Here is a 19,315-nt window from a genome sequence, read left to right as displayed (position 1 = left end):
CCCACCCACTAGTTTCCCGTGAGCGCATGCAAAAAGAGGTCGAGATGGTACCGGAACAGCCACCCCGCCGATCCAGAAAAGACAACGAGCCGGTCACGATCGACCTCACGGCCGAACCGTCGGACGTAGTCGCCGAACCCGTACGCAGCAACGACAGCGACGAACCGGCGACCCCGGCCGAGCAGGCCGCCGAAGCGCCAGACGACACCGGGGAGCCGATGAAGGCCTCGGACCAGGAAGCAGCGGCTGAGCAGCCGGCATCGGACCCTTCCGCCCGGGAGAAGCCTCCGATCGGTGAAATACCGATGGACGAACCCGTCGCCGAACCGAAGCCCGAACCCACCGTTGCGCAGCCGCCCAAAGCTGCTGCCGCGGCACCCGGACCGGAGCCTGCATCCAGCGTACCACCGCGCCCCAGCCCGGCAACGACCACATTGATCGCCGCGGGCATTTTCGGCGGCATCGTCGCGCTCCTGCTGGCCGGCAGCATGCAATATGCCGGGTACCTGCCCGGTACGACGCCCGCGCCCGCCGCCAACACGGCCGGCCTCTCCACCGAACTCGCTGAACTGCGCCAGGAAATCGCCGCGCTGAAAAGCCGCCCTGTTGCCACGCCGGACGCATCGCTTGCCAACCGCATAGCAACGCTTGAAGCCGGAACGAGAACGCCGAGCCAGGCGACGGAACAAGCGCTCGGCGGATTAAAGAGCGATATCGACCGGCTGCGCTCGGCGATCCAGTCGTCGGCCGGCAATGATACGGCGCTCGCCCGCCGCCTGGACCAGGCGGAGGCCAAGCTCAACGATCGCGGCCCCGAACAGCAGGTGGCGCGTGCCATCGCCGCAGCCGCGCTGAAGGCGGCGATCGATCGCGGTGGCCCCTTCACAACCGAATTGCAGACCTTCGCCAGTGTCGCCGGCGACGATCCGGCCGTGGCGGAACTGGAAAAGTTCGGGGCGACAGGCGTGCCTTCGCGCACGGAGCTTCAACGGGATTTTCCGCGCGTCGCGGACGCCATGCTGGAAGCCACCGCCCAGCCGGACCCGAACCAGGGCATCGCCGGCCGGCTCCTCTCTTCCGCCATGTCCGTCGTCAAGGTTCGGCGCGTCGGCGATGTCGCGGGTGACACGCCGGAAGCAATCGTCGCGCGTCTGGAAGAGGGCCTTCGAAACGGCAACCTGCAGGCATCCGCGCGTGAATGGGATGCCTTGCCGGAGCCTGCCAAGGCAGTCTCTCGCGGCTTCAGGCAGAAGCTGGACGCCCGTATCCAGGTGGAAAATCTCGTGGGCGGCACGTTGACGCGTGCCGTCGCCGGCACCCAGGGCTGAGGACCGAAAACCGGATGATCAGACTTTTCATTTTTCTTCTCGGCGTCCTGGCTCTCGGCTGGGGTTTCTCCTGGCTTGCGGATCGCCCAGGCCTGATTTCCATCACCTGGCAGGACCACCTGATCGAAACGAGCATCATGGTCGCGGCCACCATGATCGTCGCGCTGGTTGCTGCCGCGATGATCCTCTGGTGGATCGTCGGGGTGATCTGGACCTCACCCTATTCCGTCCGCCGCTATTTCCGCGCCCGCAAGCGTGATCGCGGCTATCAGGCGCTGTCGACCGGCCTGATCGCCGCCGGCGCCGGCAATGCGCTGCTTGCCCGCAAGATGAGCCTGCGCACCCGCGGCCTGCTGAGCGCCGATCAGGAACCGCTGATTCATCTGCTGGAAGCCCAGGCAGCCCTGATCGAAGGCAGACACGACGAAGCGCGGAAAAAATTCGAGCAGATGGCCGAGGACCCGGAAACCCGCGAACTCGGCCTGCGGGGCCTTTATGTGGAAGCCCGCCGGCTCGGCGCCAATGAAGCGGCCCGGCAATATGCCGAAAAGGCCGTCGAACACGCACCCTATCTGCCCTGGGCAGCGCAGGCGACACTCGAATCCCGCAGCCAGGCCGGCCGCTGGGACGATGCCATCCGCCTCCTCGACCAGCAGCGCGCCGGAAACGTCATCGACAAGGCGCAGGCCGATCGCCAGAAGGCGGTGCTGCTGACCGCCAAGGCCAACGATCGGCTCGAAGGCGATCCTAAGGGTGCCCGCGACGACGCCATGGCCGCGTTGAAACTCGCCAGGGATCTGGTGCCCGCCGCCGTCATCGCCGCCAAGGCATGGCTGCGCGAGGACAATGTCCGCAAAGCGGCCTCCATCCTCGAAGGCGTGTGGAAAATCGGGCCGCATCCGGAGGTCGCCCGGGCCTATGTTCGCGCTCGCAGCGGCGACAGCACGATCGATCGCCTGAAGCGTGCCGAGAAGCTGGAGGCGATCCGCCCCAACAATGTCGAGTCGCTTCTGGCCGTCGCACAGGCGGCCCTTGACGCGCAGGAATTCAGGAAGGCGCGTGCCAAGGCGGAAGCCGCAGCACGCATGGAAGCCCGCGAAGCCGTCTACCTTCTGCTGGCCGATATCGAGGAGGCGGAGACCGGCGACCAAGGCCGTGTTCGTCACTGGCTGGCGCAGGCGCTGCGGGCTCCGCGCGATCCCGCATGGGTCGCCGACGGCTTCGTTTCGGAAAAATGGCTGCCGCTTTCGCCGGTGACGGGCCGTCTCGACGCCTTCGAATGGAAGGCGCCTTTCGGCCAGCTCGAAGGCCCGGTCGAGGAGGGCTCGCTGGCAGCCGACGATGCCATCGCCAATCTGCCGCCGGTGACCGGTGTCGCGCGCGAGGTGAAGATCGGCGAGCCGCCAAAACCGATCCTCGTTCAGGTTACTCCCGTCGAAGAGGCTCCGAAGCAGCCGGAGAAACGGGAAGCTGTTGCAGCAAAAACACCAGCGCCCGCCAATCTGAAGCCGAAGACCGAAAAACAGCCGGAAAAAGAGGGAGAGCCGGTTCCCTTTTTCGGCCGGCCACCGGATGATCCAGGCGTGAAAGATCCCAACGCCGCGCAGCCTTCGACAAGGCTCCGGCTTTTCTAGAAGGTCGAAGGCCTGGAGATTGATGTTAGACCGGATTCAGGCCTTCCTCCACACCCTTACATCATCGCAGCCTTCGCATGAATTTGCACCCGATGATCCGCGGGTGGCCTTCGTGGCCCTCTGTTTCCAGGTCATGGAAGCGGACGGCAATGTTTCCGAGCAGGAACAGCAGAAATTCCGCGACCTGCTGCGCGAGCGTTACGACCTGACCGAGGATGGTCTCAAGGCGCTGATCGAGGCCGGGCATCAGGCCGGCAGCGAGGCGGTCGATTATTACCGGTTTACCTCCGATCTGAGGAGGCACCTCGTCAATGAAGAGGACCGGGTGGAGCTTCTCGGCATCCTCTGGGATATCGTTTATGCGGATGGGCAGCGAAGCGAAATCGAGGACCATGTGATCTGGAGGATCGCCGATCTCCTGGGCGTCTCCGCACGCGATCGGGTGCTTGAGCGCCAGCAGGCGGCCGCCCGCGCAGGCGGAAGCGACACGGCGGGCGACTGAAGAGACCGTCCTCCCGCCGTCCGAACCTTACCTCTGCGGCGCCTCGAGACTGTCTATCCTGCGCAGTTTCGGGAAGCCGAGCGCCCAGACGATCGCCACCGCCAGCGTGCCGACACCGCCGATGACGACGGCCGGCACGGCGCCGAAGATTGATGCCATGGTGCCTGCCCGGAATTCGCCGAGCTCGTTCGAGGCCCCGACGAAAACCATGTTGACCGCATTGACGCGGCCGCGCACCTCATCGGGCGTCCAGAGCGCGATCAGCGTCTCGCGGACATAGACGGAGATCATGTCCGACGCGCCCATCAGCATCAATGCGGCAATCGAAAGCCAGGGCGTCGCCGAAATTCCGAAAACCAGCGTTCCGGCACCGAAGAGCCCGACCCCGACGAACATCGCCATGCCCGCATGATGACGGATTGGATAGAAGGCAAGATAGATCGCCACGACGATCGCGCCGACGCCGGGGGCGGCCCGCAGCATGCCGAGTCCCCAGGGACCGAGTTCCAGGACATCGCGGGCAAAGATCGGCATCAGCGCCACCGCGCCGCCGAGAAGCACGGCGAAGAGATCGAGCGAGATCGCCCCGAGCACGATCTTTTCCTGGGAGATGAAGTGGAAACCGGCGAGAATCTGCCCCCAGCTCACCTTCTCCACGGCATTGCGCTGCGGAGGTTTCGGGATCATGAACACCAGAACGGCCGCGAGGATGAGAAAGGCGAAGGCGACCGAATAGGCGGCGACGGCGCTGATGCCGTAAAGCAGGCCGCCGGCCACCGGGCCGAGGATCGCCGCCGTCTGCCAGGACGAAGAATTCCAGGCGACCGCATTCGGCAGGTCCTGTTCTGGCACTAGGTTTGGCCCGAGTGACTGGACCGCCGGCCCCATGAAGGCACGTTCGATCCCGAACACGATCAGAATGCCGAAGACCGGCCAGGGCGAAAAGAAATGCGTGACGGTGAGCGCCAGAAGCGCGCCGGTACAAAGCGCCCCGACCACCATGCAGATCGCCATGATCGCACGGCGGTTATAACGGTCGGCAACGGAGCCTGTGACAAGGATCAAAAGCAGCGACGGCAGGAATTGGAAGAGCCCGATCAGACCGAGATAGAGCGGATTGCGCGTCTCGTCATACATCTGCCAGCCAACGGCGACGCTGACGATCTGGATCGAAAAGGCCGAGAGAAACCGGGAAAAGAAGAAGCGCGTATAGGACGGGTGCCGAAAAGCGGCGAACCGATCGCCGGAGGCGGATAAAGACATGAGACAATACTTTCAGCAAAGCCGGAAGCGGGCCAAAAAAGCCGGCGTTGTACGCATCGCCCGTTAAACATGATTCGGATGACGCCCGGGCTCGGCACTTGCTCGTTAGTTCGCCAATGTCTACATGTCTGTCAACAACGAAATGGAGACGTGAATGCTCGCCCTGTTTCAGACCATCGATTTGGCCTTGAATCTTTATACCTGGGTGCTGATCGCCAGCGCCATCTTTTCCTGGCTTTATGCCTTCAACGTCATCAATTCGCGGAACCAGTTCGTCGATGCGATCGGGCGTTTCCTTTTCAACGTCACCGAGCCGGTGCTGCGGCCGATCCGCCGCATCATGCCGGATCTCGGCGGCATCGACATTTCGCCGGTGGTGCTGTTGCTGATCATCTTCTTCATCCGTTCGCTGATGTGGACGTCGATCTATCCCCTGTTTGCGTGAGCGGTCCCTGTAGCCGGCGCGCCGATCATCTGCGGCTCGCAGTCCGGCTCACGCCGAATGCGGGTCGCAATATTGTCGACGGCATCGAAATGGCTGCCGACGGGGAGACCTATCTCAAGGCGCGGGTCACCGCCGTGCCGGAAGACGGCAAGGCCAACAAGGCGCTGATCCTGCTGATCGCCGAAACGCTGCGGCTTCCGAAATCCTCCATTTCGATCCTGTCCGGCGAAACGGCGCGCAAAAAAATCCTCCGGATCGAGGGCGATCCGGAGGATCTGGAACGGAAATTCGGGAAAGTCCTGAAAGCCTGACGGCTTACTTTTGAGCCTGGTAGCGTTCGACGGCTTCGACAATCAGCTTCTTGGCCACAGTGACGTCCTGCCAGCCGCCGATCTTTACCCACTTGCCGGGCTCGAGATCCTTGTAATGCTCGAAGAAATGCTCGATCTGCTTGAGCGTGATCTCCGGCATGTCGGTATAGTTCTGGATCTTGTCATAGCGGCGCGTCAGCTTCGGCACCGGCACGGCGATGATCTTCTCATCCTTGCCGCCATCGTCTTCCATGACCATGACGCCGATCGGGCGCACGTTGATGACACAGCCAGGCACCAGCGGACGCGTGTTGCAGATGAGAACGTCGATCGGGTCGCCGTCTTCCGACAGCGTGTGCGGCACGAAACCGTAATTGCCCGGATAGGTCATCGGCGTGTAGAGGAAACGGTCGACGACCAGCGCGCCGGCTTCCTTGTCCATCTCGTACTTGATCGGATGGCCGCCGACCGGCACTTCGACAATGACGTTCACATCGTCAGGCGGGTTCTTGCCAACCGAAATTGCATCGATACGCATTCTTTTCCTCGGGTAAGGTTCGACAAAGTTATGGGTCGATAGCGGGAATCATGCTGCAAGGCAACAAGGCTTTTCAGCGTAAAGTTAAGCCGCAGCAGAGGCAGCAGGCCGGGAACAGGCGCATCGGGCAACCTGTCCGGCCTCTTGATCAAGACCAGACGAAACCGAGCTTCTTGAGCTGGATACCGTCGAAATCCTCCATGCCTTCGGCGACATCGACGCCGCCATGCCGGCGGAAGAAGCGGGCGGCATGCTCGCTGTCTTCGAGGCACCAGACGACGAGACCTTCGCAGCCGAGCGACTTCAAAAGCCTTCGGCTTTCGCCGAACAGCCGACGGCCAAGGCCGATGCCCTGGAATTCCGGACGGAGGTAAATCTCGTAGATCTCGCCGTCCTGCGGCAGGGCGCGGGCACGGTTGAGGCCGATCGTGGCATAACCGGCGATCTGCCCGGCCACGTCGAGCACCAGGAGCGTGGCGGGGCCGCGCGTCGCCTTGCGCCACCAGGCTTCGCCGCGGCGCTCCAGCATCTGGGTCAGCGGCCTGTGGGGAATGAGCCCGGCATAGGCCTGGTTCCACGCCTCCCGGTGTGCTTCCGAGATGGCACGGGCGTCTTGCGGTTCGGCCCGCCGGACATCGATCGACAACGTCTTCATAACGTACTTATGGTCCTGCTGCGGGCGCTCCGCCATTCCACCAATATGCGTAGGACGGATTGCCCACAGACTTCTCATGTGGACGATAGCCAGGACGTTAACGTGTTTTTAACCTTTGCGACAGACCTGCGCGGTGCGAAGGCACAGAAAAACCCCGGCATCGCTGCCGGGGCCCCTTGAGCCTGGAAATTGCTATCGGCGAAATCAGCCCGCGAGCTTGGACTTTTCGTAGCGCTTGCGGTCGTTCGGATCGAGATACATCTTGCGAAGACGAATGTTCTTCGGCGTCACTTCCATCAGCTCGTCGTCCTGGATCCAGGAGAGCGCGCGGTCGAGCGTCATGCGGATCGGCGGGGTGAGCTTCACCGCTTCGTCCTTGCCGGCGGCGCGGATGTTGGTGAGCTGCTTGCCCTTCAGCACGTTGACCTCCAGGTCGTTGTCTCTAGAGTGGATGCCGATAATCATGCCCTGGTAGACCTTCTCGCCCGGCTCGATGATCATCGGGCCGCGGTCTTCCAGGTTGAACATGGCGTAGGCGACGGCTTCGCCCGCGGCATTGGCGAGCAGCACGCCGTTGACGCGGCCGCCGATCTGGCCCTTGAAGGGCTGGTAGTCGTGGAACAGGCGGTTCATGATCGCCGTGCCGCGCGTGTCGGTCAAGAGTTCCGACTGATAGCCGATCAGGCCGCGAGTCGGAGCGTAGAAGCGCAGGCGAAGGCGGTTGCCGCCGGACGGACGCAGCTCGACCATTTCGGCCTTGCGTTCCGACATCTTCTGCACGACGACGCCCGAATGTTCCTCGTCGACGTCGATGACGACCTCTTCGATCGGTTCCATGAGGGTACCGTTCTCGTCCTTGTGCATGACGACGCGCGGACGCGAGACGGCAAGCTCGAAGCCTTCGCGGCGCATGGTCTCGATGAGAACCGCAAGCTGCAATTCGCCGCGGCCGGACACGTAGAACGAATCCTTGCCCTCGGCTTCCTCGATCTTCAGCGCGACATTGCCTTCCGCTTCCTTGAACAGGCGGTCGCGGATGACGCGCGAAGTGACCTTGTCGCCTTCGGTGCCGGCAAGCGGGCTGTCGTTGACGATAAAGGACATGGTGACGGTCGGCGGGTCGATCGGCTGCGCCTTCATGGCTTCGGTCACCGAGGGATCGCAGAACGTGTCGGCGACCGTGCCCTTGGAAAGGCCGGCGATCGCCACGATGTCGCCCGCATAGGCTTCTTCGATCGGTTGGCGCTCGATGCCACGGAAGGCGAGAATCTTGGAAATGCGGCCCTGCTCGATCAGCTTGCCGTCCTGGCCGAGAACCTTGACGGCCTGGTTCGGCTTGATCGAACCGGACGCGATGCGGCCGGTGATGATACGGCCGAGGAAGGGATTGGCTTCCAGGATCGTGCCGATCATCCGGAACGGACCTTCTTCGACAGTCGGCTCCGGTACATGCTTGAGCACGAGATCAAGCAGCGGCGCCAGACCTTCGTCCTTCGGACCTTCCGGATTGAAGTTCATCCAGCCATCGCGGCCGGAGCCGTAGAGGATCGGAAAGTCGAGCTGTTCGTCGGTGGCATCCAGATTGGCGAAGAGGTCGAAGACTTCATTGATGACTTCCTCGTGACGGCCGTCCGGACGGTCGATCTTGTTGATCGCGACGATCGGGCGCAAACCGACCTTGAGGGCCTTGCCGACCACGAACTTGGTCTGCGGCATCGGGCCTTCGGACGCATCGACGAGAACGATCGCGCCGTCCACCATAGAGAGGATGCGCTCGACTTCGCCGCCGAAGTCGGCGTGTCCGGGGGTGTCGACGATGTTGATGCGGACACCCTTCCATTCGACCGACGTCGCCTTGGCGAGAATGGTAATGCCGCGTTCCTTTTCGAGATCGTTCGAGTCCATGACGCGCTCTGCGACGCGCTGGTTCTCGCGGAAGGAGCCCGACTGTTTCAGAAGTTCGTCGACGAGGGTCGTTTTCCCATGGTCAACGTGCGCGATGATCGCGATGTTGCGAAGTGCCATATTCAAAATCTCTGAAGCTGCGGCGCGATAACTGGGAGAAGGCGCCATATTTCGTTGGCGCGCTCATACCCTGTTTTTCGCATTTGCGAAAGGGGTGAGCGCGATCATGCTTTATTCCTAATCCGCCACCAGCCCGCTGCGCCTCAACAGCATCAGCAAAAGAAGCGGCAGAAGCGTGGTGATGAGGATGGCGATGAAAGCCATCGCCATGCCGAGCCCGATCGATCCCTGCTCGAACTGCCGCCAGATGAAGGTGGCGATCGTCTGCATGCCGACCGGCGCAATGACGACCGAGGCGACCAGCTCGCGGGAAGCGAGCGCGAAGACGAGCAGCATGGCGGAAGCAAGACTCGGAAAGACGAGCGGCAGCAGGATGCGGCGGAAGGCCGTCAGGCTGCTTGCGCCGAAGACCCGGGCGGCGGCTTCGAGATTGTCGCCGATCTGCTGGAAGGCGGCCGTCGTATACCGCACCGGTTGCGGCAGCAGGATGCAGCAATAGGCGAGCAGCAGGATGACGGCCGTGTTGTAAGGCGTCACCGGCAGCCAGGGCATGTTCCAGGCCAGGATCAGTCCGACCGCGACGACGATGCCCGGCAGTGCGTTCGGCAGGATGGTCATGATATCGATCGTCATGCGGCCGCGGATCTTCGTCTTCACGACGGTATAGGCCGCCATGACGCCGATCAGGCCGGTGATGAGGGCCGTCGCGATGCCGAGCGAGAAGCTGTTGATCAGCGCGTTGACCGCACCGGCGCTGTTGCTGAAGACCAGGATGAAGTTGTTGAAGCTGATGTTATCGAAGGACAGGCCACCGGAAATTGTCCGCGACAGGGCCGTTGCGAGAATGGCGAGCAACGGCACGCCCGTCGCAAGGAAGGAGACGGCGGCAAAGGCGATCATGACCGGGATCTTCAGCTTGCCGAGCGGCCGCTTGTCCTTGGCGATCGGCTTGCCGCCCACCGTCTGGTAGGAGCGCTGCGCCAGGATCCAGCGCTGCAGGAGGAAGGTCGCGAGCGACATGGCGACGAGCAGGATCGACAGGATCGCCGCGCCCGGCAAATCGATCGGCCAGTCGGTGATGCGAAGGTCGATTCCGGTCACCAGAACCTGGAAACCGGCGCGGCGGCCGAGTGCCGCCGGCGTGCCGTATTCCTCGATCGCCGCAGCAAAGACCAGCATGAGACTCGCCGCAAGGCCCGGTGCCGAAAGCGGCAGAGTGATCCGCCAGAAGGCGCGTGCCGGTGTCGCGCCGAACACGCGGCCGACATCCGCGTATCGCGAGCCGACGGCTTCCACGGTACGCGACACCGCAAAATAGACGACCGGAAAGGTGTTGAACGCCATGACCAGAGTCATGCCGAACAGCGAGAACAGGAAGGGCGCTAGGTTGAAGCCCGCAATCTGCTGCAGGTAACCGCGCGGCTGCAACGTCATGATCCAGCCGAGTGTCGCGATATAAGGCGGGATCATGAACGGCACGAGCAGAGCCAAGTCCCAGAGCGGCGCGAGCGGGATTTTATAGAGCGCCCGGAACACGCCGAGCGGCACCGCCACCAGGGCGGATGCCAGCACCACGCAGCTGCCGAGCAGGATCGTATTGCCGGCCATGCCGATCAGCGCGCTGTCGCCAAGCGTCGCGATCAGAGAGGAGAAAGGGCCCGAAAAAGAGCCCTGTCCGAGATTGGGGAAGATGCCTTGCAGCACCACCGCAAGGAAGGGAACGGCGACGACGAGGGTGAGCCCCGCGATCGCGAGCCAGGCGGCCGGAGCCGCACCGGCAGAGCGCTGGGCGTCCGTCCGGACACGTGGAAGACGCCCTATTTTCGTGGGATTCAGCATCGTGCCGATCCGAAAATCGGAAATGATTTTCGGGCCGATGCTGCGCCATCCGCCTTCGACATGCTTACTTGCCGCCGTAGATCTTGGTGATTTCGGCCAGAGTTTCCTTGCGCTTGCCGTAGACTGCAGTGGTGTCGTACTTCAGGAGCTTCAGGTCGCTGATCAGCGGACGATTTGCCGGAATGTCGGTGCGGGCCGGCATCAGCATTTCGCTGGCGACGGTCTTCTGGCCTTCGTCGGAGAGCATGTAGTCGATGAACTTCTTGGCATCGTCCTGGTTCTTCGACCACTTGAGGATCATGGCCGGACGCGGCGCGATGACGGTGCCGGAAGCCGGGAAGATCACGTCGATCGCCTCACCCTTCGCCTTGGAAGCGAGCGTGATGTAGTCGACGGCGCCGAAAACGGCAGCCTTGGCGCCCTGCAGAACCGGGTTTAGAGCATCGGCATTGGCGCCGGCGATGATCGCGCCATTGGCCTTCAGGTCCTGGAAGAGCTTGAAATTGTCCTGGCCGGCGAGAGCGGCGGTCAATTCGAAGGACGAGCCGGACTGGGCGGGATCCGGAATATTGACGAGGTCCTTGTATTCCTTGCTGGTCAGGTCGGCCCACTCGGTCGGCTTCGGCGTGCCGCTCTTGGTGTTCCAGGCAATCCCGAGGGCCGAGATGCCCTGAGCGACGGCGCCTTCCGATTTGAGGAAATCCGGAACCTTGCCAGCGTTCGGGCTGGAATAGTTGACGAGCCAGCCGCGCTTGGCGAAGTCGGTGGCCGTATCCCAGGATGCGGAGACCAGGACGTCGACGACCGGGTTTGCGGCTTCGGCTTCGATACGGGCCATGACTTTGCCGGTGGTGGCCTGGAAGACGTTGACCTTGATGCCGGTCTGCTTGGTGAAGCCGGCCGACAGCTTGTCGATCAGGCTTTGCGGGCCTGCGGTGTAGACGGTGACGTCGGCATGAGCGACGCCTGCCGTGAGCGCTGCGGCGAAAACGCCGAAAGTGATGCTCTTCAATGATTTAAGCATGTTCCAAACTCTCCTCTTTGGATGAATGAACTTTCTCGTCGAACCAGAGGATCTGGTCCGGATCGATCGAAAGGCCGATACCCTCCCCCGGCCGAAGCTTGACGCGGCTCAGCACCTGCAATTCGATATCGCTGGTGCCGACGAGCGAGATGGTGGCGAGATGCCCGTCGCCGCGGAATTGCGACCGCAGTACGGTCGCGGCCAAGCGGCCGGGCTCGATGGCTCCGACCGAAATCGCGCCGACTGGAAGAAGTACGCGTGCAGCACCGTCCGTCGCGGAAGCTTTCCGCAGCAAGGCGACGTTGCTGTCCTTGAAGACCCAGAGCCCATCGCGATACTCGACCTCGGCAATGCCGCCGAGACGCAGGAAATCTGCCACTTCCGGCGTGGCCGGCCGGGCGATCAGCTCGTCCGGTGAAGCGAGCTGCTCTATCAGGCCGCTGCGCATCACGGCGACCTCGTCGGCAAGCGTCAATGCCTCGCTGTGGTCATGCGTGACGTAGATCGCGGTCAGCCCGAGCGTGGCGATCAGCTCGGCAAGTTCGCCGACCATGTTCTCGCGCAGTTCCCGGTCAAGATTGGAGAGAGGCTCGTCGAAGAGGATAAGCTGCGGCTCGGCGACGATGGCGCGGGCGATCGCCACGCGCTGCTGCTGACCGCCGGAAAGATCGCTCGGGCGGCGATCCGTATAGGCCGCAAGACCGACGCGCTCCAGCGCCCGCATCGTCCGGCTCTGGCGTTCCGCCTTGCCGAGCCCACGCATTTCCAGCGGGAAGGAGACGTTGCCGCCCACCGTCAGGTGCGGCCAGAGCGCATAATCCTGGAAGACCATGCCGAGATTGCGCTTTTCCGGCGGCGCAAAAGTGCCGCCGGCGGCGTCCGCTACCATCTGGCCGGCGATGGCGATCGAACCCTTGGTCGGCGCCAACAGGCCGGCGACGAGACGCAGCAAGGTCGTCTTGCCGCAGCCGGAAGGGCCGAGCAGGGCGAGCGTCTTGCCCTTGGAAAGCGAGATATCGATCCCCTTGAGCACCGGCGTTGCGCCGTAATGCAATTCCACGCCAGCCGTCGAAACGGCAGCAGCGGTCGCGTGCGCTTGAGAAATCATGGGAACCGGCGTCGATTGGAGGCGATACCGGTTGCTTATTAACGTTCCATGACAGTCATGTGACAGTTACGACATCGGCTGCCGGCAAGTCGACGAGCGGTCACGCTCAGCAGTTGAGCCGAAAGCCGACAGGTCGGATCAGCTAGGCATCGCTGCCGGAAAGCTCCTCCGCCATGGCGAGACCCTTCTTCTTCAGCATCGCCTGAGGATCCGGCAGCTTGCCGCGGAAGGCTTTATAGGTCTCTTCCGGATCGATCGAGCCGCCGACGGAATAGACATTGTTCTTGAGTTTTCGCGCCAGGACCGGATCGAAGGCATTGCCGGTCTCCTCGAAGGCGGAAAAGGCGTCGGCATCCAGCACTTCCGACCACATGTAGGAATAGTAGCCGGCCGAATATCCGTCTCCGGAGAAGACGTGCTGGAAATGCGGGGTTGCATGGCGCATGACGATCGAGGTCGGCATGCCTATCTCATCGAGGATTTCCTTCTGCACCGCCATTGGGTCGTCCACCGGGCCGCGCGTGTGGAACGCCATATCGACAAGGGCCGACGACGTGAATTCCACGGTGGCGAAGCCCGCATTGAAGGTGCGTGCGGCGAGCACCTTGTCGAGCAGCGCCTTCGGCATCGGCTTGCCCGTCTCGTAATGCACCGCGTATTTTTCCAGGATTTCCGGAACCGTCAGCCAGTGTTCGTAGAGCTGCGAGGGCAGTTCGACGAAATCGCGGGCGACACCGGTGCCGGAGACGGACGGATAGGTGACATCCGACAGCATGCCGTGCAGCGCATGGCCGAATTCGTGGAAGAGCGTGCGGGCGTCATCGAGCGACAGAAGTGCCGGCTTGCCTTCGGCCGGCTTGGCGAAGTTGCAGACGTTGTAGATGATCGGCAGTTCACCCACGGAGCCGTTCTTCAGCGGCAGCTTGTGCTGTGACTGGAGCGAATTCATCCACGCGCCGGACCGCTTCGAAGCCCGGGCGAAATAATCGCCGAGGAACAGCGCCTTGAGCGCCCCCTGCTTGTCGCGGACTTCGAAGACGCGCACGTCCGGATGATAGGCGGAAATGCCTTTGACCTCCACGACCTTGATGCCGAACAGCCGTTCGGCGACGTCGAAGCAAGCCTCGATGATCTTTTCGAGCTGCAGATACGGCTTCAGCTCGGTTTCGGAAAAATCGAACATCCGCTGGCGGAGCTTTTCCGCGTAATGACGCCAGTCCCACGGCATGACCTCGTGGTTCTTGCCTTCTTCCGCGATCAGGCCGCCGAGGCTCGCCTCTTCTTCCCTGGCCTTGGCGCGCGCCTTTTCCCAGACCTGCCGGAGCAGGCCATTCACCGCATCGGCGGTCTTGGCCATCGTATTGTCGAGCTTGTAGGCGGCAAAATTTTCGTAGCCGAGCAGCTTTGCCTTCTCCGCCCGAAGCGCCAGCGTCTCGCGCACGATGCCGAGATTGTCCGTCTCTCCGCCGTTTTCACCGCGCGCCGCCCAGGCCTTGAAAGCCTGCTCGCGCAGATCGCGCCGCGTGGAAAAGGTCAGGAAGGGCTCGATGATCGAGCGCGACAGCGTGACCATATAACCGCCGTCCTCGCCTCGTTCGCGCGCGGCAGCCGCCATGGCGTCACGCACGAAGGCCGGCAGGCCGTCGAGTTCGGCCTCGTCGGAAAGCTTCAGCGACCAGCTCTTCTCGTCGCCCAGCACGTTCTGGCCGAACCTGGCGCCAAAACCGGCGAGCTTTTCGTTGATATCCGCCAGCCGCTCCTGCTCGGCTTTCGCCAGCTTGGCGCCTGCACGGACGAAACCTTTCCAGTGACGCTCCAGAACCCTCTCCTGCTCCACCGTGAAGCCAAGTTCCGCACGCTTTTCCCAAAGCGTGTCGATACGGGCAAAGAGCGCGGCATTCATGCCGATCCTGGAATAATGCCGCGACATCTTCGGCGCGATCTCCCGCTCGAGCGCCTGGATATCCTCATTAGTATGAGCGCCCGCCTTGCCCCAGAAGAGAGCTGAAACCCGCGACAGTTCGTCTCCGCCGGTTTCGAGAGCGACAACCGTGTTCTCGAATGTCGGCGCCTCCGGATTGTTGGCGATTGCATCGATTTCCGCCTCGTGAGCGGCCAGCGCCGCCTCGAAACCGGGCGCAAAGTCCTCGTCCTTCACCTGATCGAAACGCGGCAGCCCGTGATGGCCGTTCCACGCGATGAGGGCTGGATTGACCGGAAGATTAGCCATGCAAAATGTCCTTCAAAAAGATGCGGCTTCATTCATATAGGAGAAGGTCGCGCGAATGGGTATGCAATCTGCACCATTCTATTTCCGACAAGAAATCATACACAATAATTAACGGTTATTAATCATTTGACGCAGTGCAGTACTCGCGGGTACCTTCCGGACAGTATCCGGTGAGTCAGGATATAGCCATGGAAATCAGTTCCTTGCGCTGGTCTACCAATCTCCTGCAGCGGGAAAACTCTCGAAATAGCAAGATCGAGAAACATCCCCAGCAGGACGCTCGGCACGGCCAGTTCACCTTTCAGGTGCCCGAAACGGAAGAATCGTCGGTCAATTTTTCGGCGATTACGCCGCGGGATCTGCGCGCCATCGCTCTTGAAAACTATCAGGCTGGCAAGATCGACCAGGAAACCTACATCACGCTTTCCGAAGAACTGCCGACCCACGCGGTTGACGCGCAGGGACAGCTGATCGATCTGTCGCAGGTGACCGACGAAACCGGCTTCAATTTCCACGACTATTACCGCAATCAACTCGAAATAGCCATGTCGCTCGGGGATACGTCCCGTGCCGACGTCCTGCGCTCGGTCATGACCTTCCTCGAAATCTGAGGTCGGCTCCGCTCAGGCGCGGCGGTATCCGAAGAGGTTCGGCGCCGAATGCCAGAGCGCCTGTACTGCAAATCCCATGAAAAGAAGCCCCGAAAGCCGCACGATCACCCTTTCGTGCCTGCGGTAGAAGCGCCGCACGACGCCTGCGCCGATAATCGCGATAAGCACGACGTCGGCGGTCAGGAAGCCGATGAACGATACGCCGAGCAGCATCGGCAGTTCGCTGAAATCCAGGGCATCGGAAGAACTGGCCAGCAGCGCGGTGAAGGTTGCGAGCGCCACCGGATAGCCCTTTGGATTGGTGAGCCCGAAGATGAGGCCGCGGCGAAGCGGCCTTTCGACCGTCATCAGCGCCCCGCCCTCCTCCTTCGGCTTCGCCCTCAATGCGCTCCAGCCGATCCAACCGAGATAAAGGCCGCAGATCACCCCGAGAACGTCGAAGACCGTCGTGCCGATTGTCTTCGCGCCGATGATGGCGACCAGCGCGAGCCCCGACCAGAGAATATCGCCGGCCAGATGCCCTCCCATGAAGAACGCACCGGCCTGCCGGCCCTGACCCGCCCCGATGCCGAGCAATGCCAGAAATGCTGGACCGGGAATGAGCGTATAGGCAAGCGCCGCAAGAAAGGCACCGGCAAGCAATGAGGAAGACATAATGGATTCCTTCAAATGGGTGCGACAATCTTGCGTCCCGTTTTCCCGCTGTCAATGCAAGCGCTTCCCTGTTTTCCATTTGCGTCACACCCGAAAGATAGTAAGGGTGCCTTATGAAATCCTCCGACATCGTGAAGGGGGCGGGCTGGGTTCATGGACACATTGGGCTTACTGATCGTCGATAGCGCCCGGCTGCTTCGGGCCGCCTTCGAGCGCCGTATCGCGCAGGCGGGCCTCGGGCTGACGCCCGGCGAAGCACGCGCCCTCCTGAATATCGCGGCCGTCGACGGCAGCCGCCAGCTCGACATCGCCGCCCGCATGGGCGTCGAGCCGATGACGCTCTGCGCCTACTTGGACAAGCTCCAGGCCCTGGGGCTGATCGAAAGGCAGCAATGCTCCGCCGACCGGCGCGCCAAGCGCATCAACCTGACCCAGGCATCCGAGGAAATGATCGGTGCGCTTCGCACCGAGCTCGGCGTCATCATCGCCCAGGCGACGGAAGGCCTCGGCGAGGACAACAATCGCATTCTGCGGGAAGCTCTGGCGAGTTTCAATGTGAACCTCCAGGCCCTCAACCCTATCCAGGCACCGCAGACGGGATCCGATGAAAGCCGATAACATGCCCCCCATCCCCGCGCGCATGAGCGAGCGCCGCACGACGATCATCGGCGCCCTGCTGACGGCGATCGGGCCGCTTTCCATGGCGATCTACACGCCGGCCATGCCGGAACTGGTACGCGCCTTCGAAACGACGGAGGCGGCGATCAAGATGTCGCTTTCCCTCTATTTCGCCGGTTTTGCCTTGGCGCAGCTCGTCGCCGGGCCGGTATCCGATGCATTCGGTCGAAAATCCGCCTCACTCAGCTTTCTGGCGATCTACCTTGCCGGTTCGCTGCTCTCCACCTTCGCACCGACGGTGGAATGGGTGCTTGCCGGCCGTCTTGTCCAGGGTATCGGCGCATCCGTCGGCATCACCGTGTCGCGTGCCATCGTTCGCGATCAGTTCAACGGCGGGGATGCAGCCCGGATCATCAACACGATGGGCATCATCCTGGCGATCGGTCCGTCACTCGGCCCGACGGTCGGCGGCCTCGCCTTAGCCGTGTTCGGCTGGAGATCGGTCTTCATGCTGATGGTCGGTTTCGGCGCGCTGCTGGTTTTCCTGTCGACGGTCTGCATGACAGAGACGACGGTTCCGGATCGGAGCCGGTTGAAGCCGCTCCGCCTCGTCCAGGCCTATGCCGAAATCATCAGCCTGCCGCGCTTCCTGTTTGCCGCGCTGGTGCTGGCGGGCTCCGTCGGCTCGATGTACGCGCAGGCGGCGGTTCTGCCCTTTATCATGATCGAGAAGGTCGGGCTCACGCCGACCGAGTTCGGCATGGGCATGCTGATGCAGTCCGGCTTCTTTCTGCTGGGCTCGGTTTGCCTGCGGATCGCCTCCAGATGGCTGCCTACCGAACGCGCACCGATGGTCGGACTGATCTTCAGTGGCAGCGGAGCGATCATCATGGCGCTCTCGGTGCATTTCCTGCCCCCGACTTTCCTGTCGATCATGGGGCCGGTCGCACTTTGCGCCTTCGGCATCGCCTTCATTTCGCCCTACATGACGGCGGCCGGTCTCATGCCCTTCCCGCACATTGCCGGCTCCGCTTCCGCCATGATGGGCTTCCTGCAGATGGGCGCGGGCTTCCTCGGCGGTGTTGCCGCCGCCTCGATCGGCTCGCCCCTGCCGGCTTTCGGCATCATCATCCCCGCCATGCACGTCACGGCGGTGATCGGCTACATCGGCTATCGAGCCGCCAGCCGAAAGGTTTGATCCAGGCACGAAAAAGCCCGCCTCCAGGAGGAAAGCGGGCTTCCTCGATGATGGCGCCCTGCCAAGTTATTTCGCCAGATTGCGCTTGGCGAGCGTGCGCAGGCGCAGCGCGTTGAGCTTGATGAAGCCGGCTGCGTCTTTCTGGTCGTAGGCGCCCTGGTCGTCCTCGAAGGTGACCAGCTTGTCGGAATAGAGCGACTTCTCGCTCTCGCGGCCGATGACCATGACGTTGCCCTTGTAGAGCTTCAGCGTCACTTCGCCTTCCACATGCTCCTGGCTCTTATCGATCAGCGCCTGCAGCATTTCGCGCTCCGGCGAGAACCAGAAGCCGTAATAGATGAGCTCCGCGTAACGCGGCATCAGGTCGTCCTTGAGGTGAGCCGCACCCCGGTCGAGCGTGATGCTCTCGATCGCGCGGTGGGCGGCAAGCAGGATCGTGCCGCCGGGAGTCTCGTAGACACCGCGCGACTTCATGCCGACATAGCGGTTCTCGACAAGATCGAGGCGACCGATGCCGTTGTCGCGGCCGTAATTGTTGAGCGTGGCGAGCAGGGTTGCCGCCGACATGGCGACGCCGTTGATCGAGACCGCGTCACCCTTCTTGAAGCCGACCTTGATGACGGTCGCCTTGTCCGGTGCCGCTTCCGGGGAAATGGTGCGCATGTGCACGTATTCCGGCGCTTCCTGGGCCGGGTCTTCCAGAACCTTGCCCTCCGAAGAGGAGTGCAGCAGGTTGGCGTCGACGGAGAACGGCGCCTCGCCCATCTTGTCCTTGGCGACCGGGATCTGGTTCTGCTCGGCGAAGTTCAGAAGGTCGGTGCGGCTCTTGAAGGCCCAGTCGCGCCAGGGCGCGATGACCTTGATGTCCGGGTTCAGCGCATAGGCCGAAAGCTCGAAACGCACCTGGTCGTTGCCCTTGCCGGTGGCACCATGGGCGATGGCATCGGCACCGGTCTTTTTGGCGATCTCGATCAGGTGCTTGGAAATGAGCGGACGGGCGATCGAGGTGCCGAGCAGATAGACGCCTTCATAAACGGCATTGGCACGGAACATCGGGAAGACGAAATCGCGCACGAATTCCTCGCGGACGTCCTCGATATAGATCTCCTTGATGCCGAGCATCTCTGCCTTCTTGCGGGCCGGCTCCAGTTCCTCGCCCTGGCCGAGATCGGCGGTGAAGGTCACCACCTCGGCGCCGAGCTCAGTCTGCAGCCATTTCAGGATGATCGAGGTGTCGAGACCGCCGGAATAGGCGAGAACGACCTTCTTTACGTCTTTCGGGAGTGCCATGTCGATTTACGTCCGTCTGCGGGTGGAAGCGATCAAGAAACC

18 protein-coding genes are annotated in these 19,315 nt (G+C 62.4%); 8 read left to right on the top strand and 10 right to left on the bottom strand.

Annotated elements, in window-relative coordinates:
* Positions 1-44 precede the first annotated feature (44 nt).
* Genes DMO26_RS25290 through DMO26_RS25280 form a run of 3 tightly spaced genes read left to right on the top strand, consistent with a single transcriptional unit; the run spans position 45 to position 3,464 of the window.
* A complete protein-coding gene (locus DMO26_RS25290; protein ID WP_117195149.1) occupies positions 45-1,328 on the top strand; it encodes a COG4223 family protein in 1,284 nt (427 codons plus the stop codon).
* Positions 1,329-1,342: 14 nt separating this feature from the next.
* Complete coding sequence (locus tag DMO26_RS25285; RefSeq protein WP_117194996.1) at positions 1,343-2,962, top strand: heme biosynthesis protein HemY; 1,620 nt, start codon at positions 1,343-1,345, stop codon at positions 2,960-2,962.
* Between the two features lie 22 nt (positions 2,963-2,984).
* The gene (locus DMO26_RS25280) at positions 2,985-3,464 is read left to right on the top strand and encodes a tellurite resistance TerB family protein (RefSeq protein ID WP_117194995.1); all 480 of its coding nucleotides are present in this window, start codon (positions 2,985-2,987) and stop codon (positions 3,462-3,464) included.
* 27 nt (positions 3,465-3,491) lie between these two features.
* Here DMO26_RS25280 and DMO26_RS25275 read toward each other — a convergent pair whose 3' ends face one another.
* Positions 3,492-4,727, bottom strand: coding sequence for an MFS transporter (locus DMO26_RS25275; protein WP_117194993.1), 1,236 nt, complete (start codon positions 4,725-4,727; stop codon positions 3,492-3,494).
* Between the two features lie 154 nt (positions 4,728-4,881).
* On the opposite strand from DMO26_RS25275, the gene DMO26_RS33855 reads away from it, so the two are divergent.
* Together DMO26_RS33855 and DMO26_RS33850 are read left to right on the top strand one after the other, a co-directional pair.
* Positions 4,882-5,172, top strand: a complete 291-nt coding sequence (locus DMO26_RS33855) for a YggT family protein (protein ID WP_162895057.1) — start codon at positions 4,882-4,884, stop codon at positions 5,170-5,172.
* Positions 5,169-5,483, top strand: a complete 315-nt coding sequence (locus tag DMO26_RS33850; protein ID WP_162895056.1) for a DUF167 domain-containing protein — start codon at positions 5,169-5,171, stop codon at positions 5,481-5,483. The genes DMO26_RS33855 and DMO26_RS33850 overlap by 4 nt, the downstream gene beginning before the upstream one ends.
* A 4-nt stretch (positions 5,484-5,487) precedes the next feature.
* On the opposite strand, the gene ppa is transcribed toward DMO26_RS33850, so the two are convergent.
* The 7 genes from ppa to DMO26_RS25235 all read right to left on the bottom strand — a co-directional run bounded on the left by ppa (position 5,488) and on the right by DMO26_RS25235 (position 14,902).
* On the bottom strand, positions 5,488-6,021 hold the full coding sequence (ppa, locus tag DMO26_RS25265) for an inorganic diphosphatase (RefSeq protein WP_117194992.1): 534 nt from the start codon (positions 6,019-6,021) through the stop codon (positions 5,488-5,490).
* Between the two features lie 148 nt (positions 6,022-6,169).
* Complete coding sequence (locus tag DMO26_RS25260; RefSeq protein WP_117194990.1) at positions 6,170-6,676, bottom strand: GNAT family N-acetyltransferase; 507 nt, start codon at positions 6,674-6,676, stop codon at positions 6,170-6,172.
* 204 nt (positions 6,677-6,880) lie between these two features.
* Positions 6,881-8,701, bottom strand: a complete 1,821-nt coding sequence (gene typA / locus DMO26_RS25255; protein ID WP_117194989.1) for a translational GTPase TypA — start codon at positions 8,699-8,701, stop codon at positions 6,881-6,883.
* Between the two features lie 117 nt (positions 8,702-8,818).
* Entirely contained in the window at positions 8,819-10,540 is a 1,722-nt protein-coding gene (locus tag DMO26_RS25250) for an ABC transporter permease (RefSeq protein ID WP_117194987.1), read from the bottom strand.
* Positions 10,541-10,604: 64 nt separating this feature from the next.
* Positions 10,605-11,564, bottom strand: coding sequence for an ABC transporter substrate-binding protein (locus DMO26_RS25245; protein WP_117194986.1), 960 nt, complete (start codon positions 11,562-11,564; stop codon positions 10,605-10,607).
* Positions 11,557-12,672 carry an ABC transporter ATP-binding protein gene (locus DMO26_RS25240; protein ID WP_117194985.1) on the bottom strand — a complete coding sequence of 372 codons (1,116 nt, stop codon included), beginning with the start codon at positions 12,670-12,672 and terminating at the stop codon, positions 11,557-11,559. The genes DMO26_RS25245 and DMO26_RS25240 overlap by 8 nt, the downstream gene beginning before the upstream one ends.
* Positions 12,673-12,814: 142 nt before the next feature.
* Entirely contained in the window at positions 12,815-14,902 is a 2,088-nt protein-coding gene (locus DMO26_RS25235) for a M3 family metallopeptidase (RefSeq protein ID WP_117194984.1), read from the bottom strand.
* Between the two features lie 188 nt (positions 14,903-15,090).
* Between DMO26_RS25235 and DMO26_RS25230 the strand changes: the two genes are divergently transcribed.
* Entirely contained in the window at positions 15,091-15,513 is a 423-nt protein-coding gene (locus DMO26_RS25230) for a hypothetical protein (protein ID WP_117194982.1), read from the top strand.
* 12 nt (positions 15,514-15,525) lie between these two features.
* On the opposite strand, the gene DMO26_RS25225 is transcribed toward DMO26_RS25230, so the two are convergent.
* Positions 15,526-16,167, bottom strand: a complete 642-nt coding sequence (locus tag DMO26_RS25225; protein WP_117195145.1) for a LysE family translocator — start codon at positions 16,165-16,167, stop codon at positions 15,526-15,528.
* A gap of 153 nt (positions 16,168-16,320) precedes the next feature.
* Between DMO26_RS25225 and DMO26_RS25220 the strand changes: the two genes are divergently transcribed.
* Positions 16,321-16,785 (top strand): MarR family winged helix-turn-helix transcriptional regulator, encoded by a 465-nt coding sequence (locus DMO26_RS25220; protein WP_117194981.1) that lies wholly within the window; start codon positions 16,321-16,323, stop codon positions 16,783-16,785.
* A 1-nt stretch (position 16,786) separates the two neighbouring features.
* On the top strand, positions 16,787-17,983 hold the full coding sequence (locus DMO26_RS25215) for a multidrug effflux MFS transporter (RefSeq protein ID WP_404947084.1): 1,197 nt from the start codon (positions 16,787-16,789) through the stop codon (positions 17,981-17,983).
* A 66-nt stretch (positions 17,984-18,049) separates the two neighbouring features.
* On the opposite strand, the gene DMO26_RS25210 is transcribed toward DMO26_RS25215, so the two are convergent.
* Positions 18,050-19,273, bottom strand: a complete 1,224-nt coding sequence (locus DMO26_RS25210; protein ID WP_117194979.1) for an argininosuccinate synthase — start codon at positions 19,271-19,273, stop codon at positions 18,050-18,052.
* Positions 19,274-19,315 lie beyond the last annotated feature (42 nt).

It is taken from the genome of Rhizobium terrae (assembly GCF_003425685.1).
Lineage (GTDB): Bacteria > Pseudomonadota > Alphaproteobacteria > Rhizobiales > Rhizobiaceae > Neorhizobium > Neorhizobium terrae.
Note: the sequence above shows the minus strand (reverse complement) of the source record. Positions and strands in the feature narration are given on the sequence as shown.

Coding starts and splice junctions, on each gene's coding strand:
- DMO26_RS25280 (WP_117194995.1), top strand. CDS start 2,985: ATGTTAGACCGGATTCAGGCCTTCCTCCACACCCTTACATCATCGCAG.
- typA (WP_117194989.1), bottom strand. CDS start 8,701: ATGGCACTTCGCAACATCGCGATCATCGCGCACGTTGACCATGGGAAA.
- ppa (WP_117194992.1), bottom strand. CDS start 6,021: ATGCGTATCGATGCAATTTCGGTTGGCAAGAACCCGCCTGACGATGTG.
- DMO26_RS25240 (WP_117194985.1), bottom strand. CDS start 12,672: ATGATTTCTCAAGCGCACGCGACCGCTGCTGCCGTTTCGACGGCTGGC.
- DMO26_RS25230 (WP_117194982.1), top strand. CDS start 15,091: ATGGAAATCAGTTCCTTGCGCTGGTCTACCAATCTCCTGCAGCGGGAA.
- DMO26_RS25235 (WP_117194984.1), bottom strand. CDS start 14,902: ATGGCTAATCTTCCGGTCAATCCAGCCCTCATCGCGTGGAACGGCCAT.
- DMO26_RS25275 (WP_117194993.1), bottom strand. CDS start 4,727: ATGTCTTTATCCGCCTCCGGCGATCGGTTCGCCGCTTTTCGGCACCCG.
- DMO26_RS25225 (WP_117195145.1), bottom strand. CDS start 16,167: ATGTCTTCCTCATTGCTTGCCGGTGCCTTTCTTGCGGCGCTTGCCTAT.
- DMO26_RS33855 (WP_162895057.1), top strand. CDS start 4,882: ATGCTCGCCCTGTTTCAGACCATCGATTTGGCCTTGAATCTTTATACC.
- DMO26_RS25260 (WP_117194990.1), bottom strand. CDS start 6,676: ATGAAGACGTTGTCGATCGATGTCCGGCGGGCCGAACCGCAAGACGCC.
- DMO26_RS25220 (WP_117194981.1), top strand. CDS start 16,321: ATGGACACATTGGGCTTACTGATCGTCGATAGCGCCCGGCTGCTTCGG.
- DMO26_RS25285 (WP_117194996.1), top strand. CDS start 1,343: ATGATCAGACTTTTCATTTTTCTTCTCGGCGTCCTGGCTCTCGGCTGG.
- DMO26_RS25210 (WP_117194979.1), bottom strand. CDS start 19,273: ATGGCACTCCCGAAAGACGTAAAGAAGGTCGTTCTCGCCTATTCCGGC.
- DMO26_RS25290 (WP_117195149.1), top strand. CDS start 45: ATGGTACCGGAACAGCCACCCCGCCGATCCAGAAAAGACAACGAGCCG.
- DMO26_RS25250 (WP_117194987.1), bottom strand. CDS start 10,540: ATGCTGAATCCCACGAAAATAGGGCGTCTTCCACGTGTCCGGACGGAC.
- DMO26_RS25245 (WP_117194986.1), bottom strand. CDS start 11,564: ATGCTTAAATCATTGAAGAGCATCACTTTCGGCGTTTTCGCCGCAGCG.
- DMO26_RS25215 (WP_404947084.1), top strand. CDS start 16,787: ATGCCCCCCATCCCCGCGCGCATGAGCGAGCGCCGCACGACGATCATC.